This is a genomic window from Pseudomonas sp. CCI1.1 (assembly GCF_034348165.1).
Lineage (GTDB): Bacteria > Pseudomonadota > Gammaproteobacteria > Pseudomonadales > Pseudomonadaceae > Aquipseudomonas > Aquipseudomonas paracarnis.
This window is the reverse complement of record NZ_CP133780.1, coordinates 3,845,761-3,857,179: the sequence shown is the minus strand read 5'-3', so window position 1 is coordinate 3,857,179 and position 11,419 is coordinate 3,845,761. Positions and strand designations below refer to the sequence as shown.

General features: G+C 60.2%; 10 protein-coding genes. 5 read left to right on the top strand and 5 right to left on the bottom strand.

Going from position 1 to position 11,419, the window contains the following annotated elements; translation table 11 throughout:
* Positions 1-671 precede the first annotated feature (671 nt).
* On the top strand, positions 672-1,433 hold the full coding sequence (gene tam, locus RHM69_RS17405) for a trans-aconitate 2-methyltransferase (RefSeq protein WP_200599822.1): 762 nt from the start codon (positions 672-674) through the stop codon (positions 1,431-1,433).
* Between the two features lie 21 nt (positions 1,434-1,454).
* Here the strand turns inward: tam and RHM69_RS17400 are convergent, their stop codons facing one another.
* Positions 1,455-2,018 (bottom strand): cysteine hydrolase family protein, encoded by a 564-nt coding sequence (locus RHM69_RS17400; protein ID WP_014720147.1) that lies wholly within the window; start codon positions 2,016-2,018, stop codon positions 1,455-1,457.
* A 96-nt stretch (positions 2,019-2,114) separates the two neighbouring features.
* Here RHM69_RS17400 and RHM69_RS17395 point away from each other — a divergent pair, with 96 nt between their 5' ends.
* The 3 genes from RHM69_RS17395 to RHM69_RS17385 all read left to right on the top strand — a co-directional run bounded on the left by RHM69_RS17395 (position 2,115) and on the right by RHM69_RS17385 (position 5,110).
* Positions 2,115-3,086, top strand: a complete 972-nt coding sequence (locus tag RHM69_RS17395) for a GlxA family transcriptional regulator (protein WP_073452015.1) — start codon at positions 2,115-2,117, stop codon at positions 3,084-3,086.
* Between the two features lie 169 nt (positions 3,087-3,255).
* On the top strand, positions 3,256-4,365 hold the full coding sequence (locus RHM69_RS17390; RefSeq protein WP_019818880.1) for a DUF3182 family protein: 1,110 nt from the start codon (positions 3,256-3,258) through the stop codon (positions 4,363-4,365).
* A complete protein-coding gene (locus RHM69_RS17385) occupies positions 4,355-5,110 on the top strand; it encodes an alpha/beta hydrolase family protein (RefSeq protein ID WP_019818878.1) in 756 nt (251 codons plus the stop codon). Before RHM69_RS17390 ends, RHM69_RS17385 begins: the two co-directional genes overlap by 11 nt.
* 114 nt (positions 5,111-5,224) lie before the next feature.
* On the opposite strand, the gene RHM69_RS17380 is transcribed toward RHM69_RS17385, so the two are convergent.
* Genes RHM69_RS17380 through RHM69_RS17365 form a run of 4 tightly spaced genes read right to left on the bottom strand, consistent with a single transcriptional unit; the run spans position 5,225 to position 9,138 of the window.
* Positions 5,225-6,190, bottom strand: a complete 966-nt coding sequence (locus RHM69_RS17380; RefSeq protein WP_014720143.1) for a lysylphosphatidylglycerol synthase domain-containing protein — start codon at positions 6,188-6,190, stop codon at positions 5,225-5,227.
* Positions 6,180-7,442, bottom strand: coding sequence for a cardiolipin synthase ClsB (clsB, locus tag RHM69_RS17375; protein WP_019818875.1), 1,263 nt, complete (start codon positions 7,440-7,442; stop codon positions 6,180-6,182). The genes RHM69_RS17380 and clsB overlap by 11 nt, the downstream gene beginning before the upstream one ends.
* Positions 7,439-8,215: an endonuclease/exonuclease/phosphatase family protein gene (locus RHM69_RS17370; RefSeq protein ID WP_014720141.1), complete on the bottom strand. Its 777-nt coding sequence runs from the start codon at positions 8,213-8,215 to the stop codon at positions 7,439-7,441. Before RHM69_RS17370 ends, clsB begins: the two co-directional genes overlap by 4 nt.
* Positions 8,212-9,138, bottom strand: a complete 927-nt coding sequence (locus RHM69_RS17365; RefSeq protein WP_014720140.1) for a DUF72 domain-containing protein — start codon at positions 9,136-9,138, stop codon at positions 8,212-8,214. The genes RHM69_RS17370 and RHM69_RS17365 overlap by 4 nt, the downstream gene beginning before the upstream one ends.
* Before the next feature lie 187 nt (positions 9,139-9,325).
* Here RHM69_RS17365 and RHM69_RS17360 point away from each other — a divergent pair, with 187 nt between their 5' ends.
* On the top strand, positions 9,326-11,419 hold the full coding sequence (locus RHM69_RS17360) for a mechanosensitive ion channel family protein (protein ID WP_020302444.1): 2,094 nt from the start codon (positions 9,326-9,328) through the stop codon (positions 11,417-11,419).

Below are 11,419 nucleotides of genomic sequence, written 5' to 3'. Positions count from 1 at the left end.
AGTCAGTTCTGACAACGGGCATACGCCGGTGGCGGTATAGGGCAGTCTGAACTTAGCAATCTACATTCGTGAATCGTCAAAATAGTGTGAATGCAGGTGGGCTTGATTTTTTTTGTGTCGGTTCGCAGGTCGTGGTTGATTAAAAATTCTACAAAGCTAGCTTTATGCGCAATTATGCAAAAATTCATAATATGTCTCGAAGCGCGACAGGATGGTTCATAGCGGTATGTGGATTCTGTGTCTGAATCGCTCCGGGTTTTCTAGACTGCCCCGTGGAATCAGCATGATCTGTTCAAAAATCAAGATTCCCTTCCGCTCAACCATCAAGGACGTGGATTCGTAGACACTGAATTGTAAAAACTTCAGTTCTTCTTTTAAAAATTTTACGCGATTAATATTCCTAGTGATTGAAAAATCAGTATGCAGTTGATTCTTAGAAAAAATAATTTTACAACCAACCTCTTTGGTACAACTAAGATTTTTAAGGTCCAAGACCGACCCTGAACAAACAAAACCCCCGATAGCGAAAGCATCGGGGTTTTTTTATGGGCGATGAACAGGCGTCGGTGCACGCGCTGCCTTTTTGCAGGCAGCACACCAACCCCAGCATTTGTTCTCATGGCTCACAAGATTTAGGCTGTCGCCACCTCTAAGAAAGAAGGAAGGCTGTGATGACCTGGTCCGCCAAGCAGTACACGATGTTCGAACAGCAGCGCACTCGCCCTGTCCGTGACTTGATTGCGGCAGTTCCCAACGCCGACGTGGGCACCGCAGTCGACCTGGGGTGCGGGCCGGGGAACTCCACCGAGGTACTGGCCGAGCGTTTCCCCCAAGCGCACGTCACTGGCATGGACAGCTCCGATGACATGTTGGTAGACGCCCGCAAGCGCCTGCCCAGGTTGAACTTCGAGCTGGCAGATATCGGCGCCTGGCATCCTGCGCAACGCTTGGATGTGATTCTGGCCAATGCCTCGCTGCAATGGCTGCCCGACCACGCCACGCTCTACCCGCACTTGGTCCACCAACTGAACCCAGGCGGTACGCTGGCGGTGCAAACCCCGGACAACCTTGACGAGCCCGCCCATCGCCTGGCCCGTGAAGTTGCGGCCGATGGCCCGTGGTCGGCGAAGATAGGGGCGGTCAAACACAATGAGCGGCACACCGCCAGTTACTACTACGAACTGTTGAGCAAGTATTGCAGTACCGTGGATGTATGGCGCACCACCTATCACCACCCGTTGGCGGACCACACGGCGGTGGTGGAGTGGTTCAAGGCTTCGGCATTGCGGCCTTTTCTTGCGCCGTTGACCGACGATGAAAAAGCCGCCTTCCTGCAGCAATACCAGGCGCGAATTACCCAGGCTTATCCCGCCCTGGCCGATGGCACGGTGTTGTTGCCCTTTCCGCGCCTGTTCATCATCGCCACACGCTAAAGCGATCGGCCTGATTGGCGGTCACGCGGCCGCTGCTTGGGCCTTCAAATATTCCTCTGCCGACACCACACCCGCATAGCCAAAGGCCAGGGAGGCCATGTACGCCCCGTGCACCTGCGCCGCCGGAATCACCTGCCCGTTGAATTCCTGGTCGCGGGTCGCGCAGGCATCATGGATCACCGTAACCTTGTAGCCTAGGTCCGCCGCCGCCCGTACCACGGCGTCAATGCACATATGGCTCATGCTGCCTACCACCACCACGTCGGTGATGCTGCGCTGTTCCAGCAGTTCGCGCAGGTTGGTTTGGCGAAACGCATTCACGAAGTGTTTGAGCACCACCGGTTCCTCGCCCTCGTTGAGCACCTTGGCATGCAAGTGCGCGCCTTCGGAGCCCGGTGTGAAGAACGGTGCGTCGTCGCCAGCGAACTCATGCCGTACATGAATCACCGCATCGCCTGCTTGTCGAAACGCCTGTAGCACCTGCGCTGCCTTGTCCGCTGCGGCTTCCACGCCGTCGAGCGGCCACTTGCCCTGGGGGAAGTAGTCGTTCTGGATATCGATTAGGATGAGCGCCTGCTTGGCCATGTGTGTTGCCTCGTGATGGGTTGATGGGCCTAGTATCTTAGCTGGCGATCACGCCGAGAATTGGCCGCACCGACAATAACAGGGGGAAAACTGACAATGGCCGCGCAACGCAGCACTGTCGAGCTGGGTGTGTTGATCTACCAAGGTGCGCAACTCGCCGCAGTCCACGGGCTGACTGACCTGTTCGGGGTCGCTAACCGCATCGCCGCCGAGCATGACTCTGCGCAACTGCCGCTGCTGCGGGTCAGCCACTGGCAGGTAGATGCCCACGGCACGCCCGCGCGCACGTTCGACAGCCACCCAGGCCCCGACCAACCGATGATGGCCGTGTTGGTGCCGCCCTCGATTGCAGAGTTCACCGAAGACCAGGCGCCGCCTGCGCTGCTGGAATGGCTGCGCCTGCAACATGCGGGCGGCACCGTGCTGGGCGGCGTGTGCATCGGCTCGATCATGCTGGCGCGCAGCGGCCTGTTGGATGGCCGCAGCGCCACCACCCACTGGTCCTCCGCGAAGTCTTTTGCGGCCAGTTACCCGGCGGTGCGCCTGGAAGCGGATAAACCCATTGTCGATGACGGCGACCTGATCACTTCCGCGGGGCTGATGGCCTGGTCCGAACTGGGCCTGCGCCTGGTCGACCGGCTGATGGGCCCGAGCGTGGCGGCCGATACGGCGCGTTTTCTGGTGATCGAACACAGCGCCAGCGCCAGCCAATGTGGTAGTAACTTTGCGCCGCTTCTCAGGCACGGTGATGGTGCGGTCCTCAAGGTCCAGCATTGGCTGCAAGCCAGTGGCGCGGTGGACGTGTCCGTGGCAGCGATGGCGCAGGAGGCGAACCTTGAAGAGCGCACCTTTCTGCGGCGCTTTCGCAACGCCACCGGATTGAAACCCACCGAGTACTGCCAACACCTGCGGGTCGGCAAGGCGCGGCAGATGCTGGAGTTCACCAACGGCACCATCGATCACATTGCCTGGACCGTGGGCTATCAAGACCCCGGTGCCTTTCGTACCATTTTCAAGAAAATCACCGGCCTGTCCCCCAGCGATTACCGCAACCGCTTTGGGGTTTGAATCGTGCAGAACGCCGCAGGGTTCGCCCCGGGTCGTGCAGAATAAAACAGGCTAACGGCCATCACTTTTTGCGCAACTGATTGATTTAACAACTATCCGCTCAATCACAGCGTTGGCCTGATCCATGCAACCTCATTGCTACACAAAGGTTGATGGAAAAGGGGACCGCATGACCCCCATAAGTCGCAAGAAGTTGGTGGTCGCCCACTCCATGCGAGAGGGGGCGCCCCTGCATGAAATCGAAACCAACCGCGCCCTCGCACGCTGGCTGGCGCAGATCTTGGGGCTCAAGTTCGGTGGCAGTTACGACCCGGCCTTGCATGCGGGCCGGGAATTGTATCTGCTGCCCACGCAAACCCTGGTCGGGCCAGCCCAAGCGCGCCAGCTCAATATCAAGGGGCCTGGCGATCTGTGGGGCGGCTATGTCGATCACGCTTTTATCTGCACCAAGGCCATCACGCATGGCCTGTTGAGTCCCGACGCCAAGGCGCCCGAAGGCTGGTCGCCGTCATTCTGCGAGCGTGTGCGTGACGTGGTGTTGGACGGCGTGAGTGTGTTCGCCCTTGAGGACGCGCGGCCTGCCGCGACCCGCTTGCTCTACAGTGGCCCGATTCGTCTGAAACCCGTGAACGCCTGTGCAGGGCGCGGGCAGGAAGTTATCCACAGCCTGGATGAGTTCGACGCGATAGTGGCGCGCCCGGAAGCGGCCCGAATGTTCAATGAAGGCGTGGTGCTGGAACAAGACCTGCACGCGGTGGTCACCCACAGTGTGGGCCAGAGTTTTATTGGCGATCACCTCATTAGCTACTGCGGCGAGCAGCACCTGACCCAAGACGGGCAGGGGGAAGAGGTCTACGGCGGTTCCGATCTGCTGGTCGTCCCCGGTGATTATGCTGCCCTGCTCAAACTGGATCTGCGTGAAGACGTGCGTGAGGCCATCGAACAGGCGCTGGTTTTCGACCGTGCTGCGGACGAAGCCTACCCAAGCTTCTTCGCCTCGCGCCGCAACTACGACATCGCCCAAGGCCTGGACAGCACAGGCCAGCGCCGCAGTGGTGTGCTCGAACAATCGTGGCGCATGGGCGGGGCCAGCAGCGCGGAAGTCGCGGCGTTGCAGAGTTTTATAAACCATCCGGGCCTTAAGGCCATCCGTGTGTCCTCGGTAGAAACCTATGTAGACCAGGCGCTGCCGGCGGATGCCATCGAGGTATACCGAGGCCCGGCCGAAAACAGCGACTTTCTACTCAAGTATGTGACGGTCAAGACTTATGACGGCTAGAAGCGAGAGCATCACCATCGATATAGACGACGAACAGATGAGCGGGACATTCCTCAGTCCCAAGTCCAAAGTGCCCGGCGTGTTGTTCGTGCACGGCTGGGGCGGCAGCCAGGAGCGCGACCTGGAGCGGGCCAAAGGTATCGCAGGCCTTGGATGTGTATGCCTGACCTTCGACCTGCGTGGCCATGCTGGCACCGGCATCCCTTTGTCGCGCGTCACCCGCGAAGACAACCTGCGCGACCTGTTGGCCGCCTACGACCGCCTGCTGTCCCACCCGGCTATCGACACCTCGGCTGTGGCAGTGGTGGGCACCAGTTATGGCGGGTACCTCGCGGCGATCCTCACCTCATTGCGCCCGGTACGTTGGCTGGCGCTGCGAGTGCCGGCGCTGTACCGCGATCAGGAATGGCTCAAACCCAAGCGCGACTTGGATAAAGCCGACCTGATGGATTACCGCGGCACCCTCGTGCACGCCGAAACCAACCGTGCCCTGCATGCCTGCGCGCAATTTACCGGCGATGTGCTGATTGTCGAATCGGAAACCGACGACCATGTGCCCCACGCCACCATCATGAGTTACCGCGCGGCGTGCCAGCAGACCCATTCGCTGACCCACCGCATCATCGACGGCGCCGACCATTCCCTGAGCGACCCGGTGTCGCAACAGGCCTACACCTCGATCCTGGTGGACTGGATTACCGAGATGGTGGTGGGGGAGCGGTTGAGCATCATTCAGGCTCGATAGTCGTTGCCCTTGTGATCGCTTTCGCGGGCAAGCCCGGCTCCCCACCTGGGAATGCATTCCCCTGTGGGAGCCGGGCTTGCCCGCGATAGCGATTCCACCGTCACCACCGTCTCATCAGGCAGTTTTCTTAACCCGCAACGCCTTGGCCTTGGCCTCCACCCCCAAATACATCACCAGTGCAATCAACAACGGGCAGATAAAATAAATCGCCCGGTACGCGATCAGCCCGGCCAGCAAACTCCCCCGCGACGCCTCATGCTGCAACAGCGCAATGAACACCGCCTCCAAAACCCCCAAGCCGGCGGGAATATGGGTGACCACCCCGGCAATTGCGCTGATCAACAGCACCCCCAGCACTAGGGGGTAATCCAGTTTGGCGGGCAACAAGGCAAATATCACCGCCGCCATCAACGACCAGTTCAACGCACCCAGGGCCAGTTGCAAACAGGCCATACGCAGCGACGGCAAGTTGATCTCGATACCGCGGATCGACCACGCGCGCTTTTTCGAAAACCGGCACGCCGCCAGGTAGCCCAGGCTCGCGAGCACCAACAACCCCCCGACCCCTTGCAAGGCGCCGCTGCTGAGCTTCCAGCCCGGCGGCAGGGTCACCAACCCGCTGCTGAATACCACTCCGGCCAACGCCATATAGCCAAACCAATTGGTGGCCAGGCTCAGGCCGAGGATCTTGGCGATATTGCTGGTGCTCACGCCCAGGCGCGAATACAGCCGATACCGCATGGCGATGCCACCGACCCAGGCGCTGAGGTTGAGGTTGAATGCGTAGCTGATGAAACCCACCGGCAATATCTGCTTCCAACGCAACGGCTGGCGAATGTAGGTGCGGCCGATCAAGTCGAAGCAGGCATAGACGATAAAACTGCACAGCGTCAGCGCGCCGGCGATGAACAATGTGCGCAGCTTGAACTCGCTCAGGGTCTGGAACACTTCGCTCCAGTCGATGCGCCGGGCCAGCAGGGTAAACAACACGATCAGCAGCACGAAGAACGCGATCGTCAGCGGTTTCTTCCAGCGCTTGAACCCAGAGGCTTGCGCTTGGGGGCGGGCTTCAGACGTCATGGGGCGTGGCCTCAAAAGGTTTCAAACGCGGTTTGTGGGCCGGTAACCAACTGGCCAGTACCGGGAAATGGCGCATCACATGAAACACCAGGAAACCCACGGTCAAGCGCCAGAGCCACAGACGTGGCTTGCGCTTTTCCGGAATGGTCTGGCAATGATTGTGGGCGAGGGCTTCCAGGCGTTCGTAGAGCTGCTGATTGAAAGCCCGGTCGCGAATCAGCACATTGGCTTCCAGGTTTAATGCCAGGCTCAGTGGGTCCAGGTTGCTCGAACCGACGGTGCTCCATTCGTCATCCACCAGCGCCACCTTGCCGTGCAGCGGGCGTTGGCAGTATTCGTGAATCACCACGCCATCCTTGAGCAAGTAGTCATAGAGCATGCGCGCAGCGAGTTTCGCCAACAGCACGTCCGGCTGGCCTTGCATGATCAACTGCACCTGCACGCCACGGCGCGCCGCGTTGCGGATCTCGCGAAGCAGGCGATAGCCGGGGAAGAAATACGCGTTGGCGATCACCACGCGCCGCCGAGCCTGGCTCAAGGCGTGGATATACGCGTCTTCGATATCGTCACGATGCTGAATGTTATCGCGATAAATCAGGCGCACCAGGCCGTCGCCTGGCTCGCTCGTCCAGGGCGAAGGCCGTTGCTGGCGCCGTCGCCAACCGCGACGGCTGCGCACTTGGCGGCCACTTTGGGCGAGGGCGAAATGGTGCAGGTCGGCCACGGCCGGGCCGATCACCTGTACTGAGTAATCCTGCTTGGCTTCGGGGCCGAAATCCGCCAAGTGGTCAGCAGAAAAATTGATCCCGCCGATAAACGCCACGCGGGCATCCACCACGACAATCTTGCGGTGAAGGCGGCGAAACCAGTTAGTGCGTATGCCGAAGGTCTTGGGCGCCGGGTCGAACATCTGCACCATCACCCCGGCTTCGGCCAACTCCCGCAGGAAGCCCGGGCTCAGCTCGCCGCAACCAAAACCGTCGAGGCTGACCACCACCTTTACCCCACGCTTGGCCGCCTCGATGAGGATGCTGTGCAGCTCAAAGCCGACCTTGTCTTCAAAGAGGATGAAGGTCTCCAGCAGGATCTCGCGCTCTGCCGCCCGCAAAGCCTCGAACACAGCGGGAAAGTACGCCTCGCCGTTCTCCAGCAACGCCACCTGGTTGCCGCTCTGCCAGCCGTAATCCAGATCCCGCGCTTTGCTGTCATCTGGCGGTTGGTCTGTGGCGATATGGTCTACCGCGACGTTCATAGCTCAACCTCCACCGACAGCGGCACATGGTCTGAGAGATGGGACCAAGGGCGAGTGGTGAGTACGCGCGGGTTGTGCACCGTCAAGTTACGCACATAAATGCGGTCCAGCGGCAGCAACGGCAGGCGTGCCGGGAAGGTGCGCGCCGGTTTGCCAAGGGTGTGCATGAACACTTCCTGCAAACCGCTTTCGCTCAGGTCGGCTTTTTGCCGCCAGTCGTTGAAATCGCCAGCGACCACCAACGGCGCATCGGCCGGAATCTCGCTGATACGTTGTTCCAGCAACCGCAATTGTTGTTGGCGATGCACCTCGCGCAAGCCCAGGTGGATGCAGATCGCGTGCACCTGCTGGCCGCTGCCCGGCAGGCGCAACACGCAATGCAGCAGGCCGCGGTTTTCATGGCCGCTTTGCGAAATGTCGAGGTTGTCGTAGCGGATGATCTGGAATTTCGACAGCAGTGCATTGCCATGGTCGCCATGGGGGTACACCGCATTGCGCCCATAGGCAAACTGCGGCCAGATGCTGTCGGCCAGGAACTCATACTGCGGCATTTTTGGCCAGTCGCTGTAGCGCTGGGGATGGCGTTCGTGGGTGCCATGGATCTCCTGCAAGAACACCATGTCGGCGCCCACGCTGCGCACCGCTTCACGCAGTTCGGGCAAGATGAAGCGGCGATTCAGTGCGGTGAAACCCTTGTGGATATTGACCGTCAGCACCGTGAAGCGGGTGATGGCGGTGGTCGGCGGGGTGGGGATCAGCTCTGGATGCGTCATGGCAATACTCCTGGTTCCGGCAGTCGGCCAGGCTCGGTGAGCAGGTGTTCGTCCAGTCCGAAGCGTTGCAGCAATTGGCGTGCATCGAAGGGGGCGCGAACTTTGATGTCGTTGTCGAAAAAACAGAACACATCGCGCTGTTTACGCCTGCGGGGTGTGTGGTGCGGGTCGACCAGGTGTGCATCGGCAGGCTGCTTGCCCTGGGCCCAGCGTTCGATGCGGTCACCCCAGCGTTGGAGCGCTTCGGCGCTATAACCACTGGCGTATAACTGCTTGTCGCCGTGCAAGCGCAGGTACATGAAGTTGGCGGTCACGTCTTCCATGTACGGCCACTTGCCGGCGGTGTCCGCGACCACCAGCGCCACACCGTGCTTATCCAGCAGTTGGATGAACTCCGGCACGGCAAAACTCTTGTTGCGAATCTCCACGGCATGGCGCAAAGGCTTCTTGGCATAGGCCTTCATGCTCGCCTTGCCGTTCAGGCGTGGCTCATGCTGGCGGGCGAGGGCCGCCGCCTGTTGGGTATCGGTGGGTAATTGGGCCAGGAAGGTTTCGAACAGCGTGGCGTCAAATTTGAAGCTGGGCGGAAACTGCCAGAGGATGGGGCCGAGTTTTTCTTTGAGTTCCAGCACCCCGGAAGCGAAGAAGTTCGCCATCGGCTTGTGCACGTCCCGCAGGCGCAGGATATGCGTGATGAAACGGGGCGCCTTGACACTGAACAGGAAACCTTCGGGCGTATCGGCATACCACTCGGCATAGCGCTTGGGGGTTTGCAGCGCGTAGAACGAGCCGTTGATTTCGATGCTGTTGACGGCGCGTGACGCAAACTGCAACTCGCGTTTCTGGGTCAGCCCTTCGGGGTAAAAGTCCCCGCGCCAGGGCGTGTAGCGCCAGCCGGAAATGCCGATGTGAATCGCCGCCATGTGTGCTCCCGTGGATGGTGGGTGAGGTGACCTCCGTTATGGGATGACTGCGCTGTTTGGCTGAAAGTTTCCATATTCCTACAGGCGGTACAGGGGGGAAATGTGGGAGGGGCATTGCAAACGCAGGGAACGATAAGGGCCCAAGCTCGTCAGTTCCTTACAGACCCTGCTGAAGGAGCTTGCTGTTTTGCTGAATCCAAAGACTGCATTACTGCTCGTCGCGCTGCTGCTCTGCGGCAATGGCGCCCTGCAAGCCGCGGCAACGGCGCCCGCTGCCGAAACGCCGGCCAAGCCGGAACTGCTGGTAGAAGGCGGGCTGCTCGGGGCCATCAGTTCAAGCATCGACGACGTGCAGAACAAGCTCGACCTCGACCAGAACCTCATCGACGCCTGGCGCCTGCGTGCTGATCGCGCCGCGGACGAAGTAGGGCGCCTGGTAGACCAGACAGCCGCACGCTCGCCGTGGAGCGTGGCGGGCGATTTCCTGCTGTTGTCTGGGGTGTGGGTCGGTGCCTTTGCGGTCTTGACGATACTTGGGCGCCTGGTTGTGCAACGCTCGAGCCGCCGCCCATTCCTCGCGCGGCGCCAACGGCTGCAAGGCTTGCTGGGCTATGTAGTTCCCTACACGATTCCAGCGCTGATCTGCCTGCCGCTGACCCTTTATGTCAGTCACTTTTTACCCACGTCTGTCGGCCGAGCCCTGGCACTGTGTTTTGCCTACGCCACCAGTAGTGGCATCTTTTCCACCTCGCTGTTGCTGTGCGTCATTGTCATGTTCAACGTCGGCCACAAGCGGCCTGCCGTGCGGATCATTCGTGACTATTGCCCCAAGCCGCTGTTCCTGATCGGCTTTCTCGCGGCCCTCAGTGATGCACTGACCAGCCCGCAAATCGCTCGTCAGTTGGGCGGCAATATCACCAGCAGCATCGCCGTGTTTACCGGCCTGTTTGCCGCGGTCATCTTTGGCGTACTGGTGGTACGCCTGCGTCGGCCGGTGGCCCATTTGATCCGCAACCGGCCACTGGCCCAGCGCCTCAAACATCCAGCATTGCAACAGTCGCTGCGGGTGTTTTCCGGGCTCTGGTACTGGCCGATTCTGTTGATGGTGCTGGTGTCGGCGGTCAACCTGATCGGTGCCGGTGACGACAACCAAGAGGCCCTGCGCTGCGCGCTGCTCACCACCTTGTTACTGATCGGCACGGTGTTTCTCAGCACCGTGCTGCAACACCTGTTCAAGTCCCGCAGCCAGGTATCGATCCAACGCAGCAGTGCCTACAAGGAACGCTTCCTGAGTTTGCTGCACGCGATTTTGCGTATCGCCATGGCCATCGCGTTTATCGAGATACTCGGGCGTATCTGGGGCGTTTCGCTGTTCGAATTCGCCCAGCGCAACTCGGTGGGCCGGGCCATCAGTGATTCCCTCAGCAGTATCGGCCTGATCCTGTTGGTGACATGGCTGTTCTGGGTGGTGCTCGACACCGCGATTCAGGAAGCCCTCAAACCACCGGTGAATAAACGCTCCAGTCGCCAGCCCAGCACCCGGGTCAAAACCATCCTGCCGCTGCTGCGCAATGCAGTGAAGATCATCCTGGTGGTGATCTGCGCGATTACCACCATGGCCAACCTGGGCATCAATGTCGCGCCATTGCTGGCGGGCGCCGGGGTGGTGGGACTGGCGATCGGTTTCGGTTCCCAGCAATTGGTGCAGGACGTGATTACTGGCCTGTTCATCATCATCGAAGACACCCTGTCCATCGGCGATTGGGTGGTGCTCGACTCTGGTCACGCCGGCACCGTGGAGGGCCTGACCATCCGCACCCTGCGCCTGCGTGACGGCAAGGGGTTTGTGCATTCGGTGCCGTTCGGGCAGATCAAGGCGGTCACCAACCAGTCGCGTCAATTCGCCTATGCCTTCTTCTCAGTGCAGTTCACTTACGACACCGACGTGGACAGGGCCGTGGAGCTGATCCGCGAGGCCGGCCAGTCGATCCGCGACGACGTGTTCCTCAAGTACAACCTGCAAGGGCCGCTTGAAGTATTTGGCGTGGACAAGATGGACCTCAATGGCGTGGTGCTCACCGCGCAGTTCCGCACGGTTTCGGGTGGCCAATACGCAGTCAGCCGGGCGTTTAATCAGCGCTTGAAAAAGCTTGTGGATAACTGTGATGAGGTGCATTTTGCGCAAACTTATCCACAGCAGGTGTTGTTGCCTAAGCGTGTGGCGCAGGAGCATGAGCAGGATGCGGTGGTGTTGACGGAGCAGCCCAGGTCTCAATCATGA

Coding starts and splice junctions, on each gene's coding strand:
- tam (WP_200599822.1), top strand. CDS start 672: ATGACCTGGTCCGCCAAGCAGTACACGATGTTCGAACAGCAGCGCACT.
- RHM69_RS17400 (WP_014720147.1), bottom strand. CDS start 2,018: ATGGCCAAGCAGGCGCTCATCCTAATCGATATCCAGAACGACTACTTC.
- RHM69_RS17395 (WP_073452015.1), top strand. CDS start 2,115: ATGGCCGCGCAACGCAGCACTGTCGAGCTGGGTGTGTTGATCTACCAA.
- RHM69_RS17390 (WP_019818880.1), top strand. CDS start 3,256: ATGACCCCCATAAGTCGCAAGAAGTTGGTGGTCGCCCACTCCATGCGA.
- RHM69_RS17385 (WP_019818878.1), top strand. CDS start 4,355: ATGACGGCTAGAAGCGAGAGCATCACCATCGATATAGACGACGAACAG.
- RHM69_RS17380 (WP_014720143.1), bottom strand. CDS start 6,190: ATGACGTCTGAAGCCCGCCCCCAAGCGCAAGCCTCTGGGTTCAAGCGC.
- clsB (WP_019818875.1), bottom strand. CDS start 7,442: ATGAACGTCGCGGTAGACCATATCGCCACAGACCAACCGCCAGATGAC.
- RHM69_RS17370 (WP_014720141.1), bottom strand. CDS start 8,215: ATGACGCATCCAGAGCTGATCCCCACCCCGCCGACCACCGCCATCACC.
- RHM69_RS17365 (WP_014720140.1), bottom strand. CDS start 9,138: ATGGCGGCGATTCACATCGGCATTTCCGGCTGGCGCTACACGCCCTGG.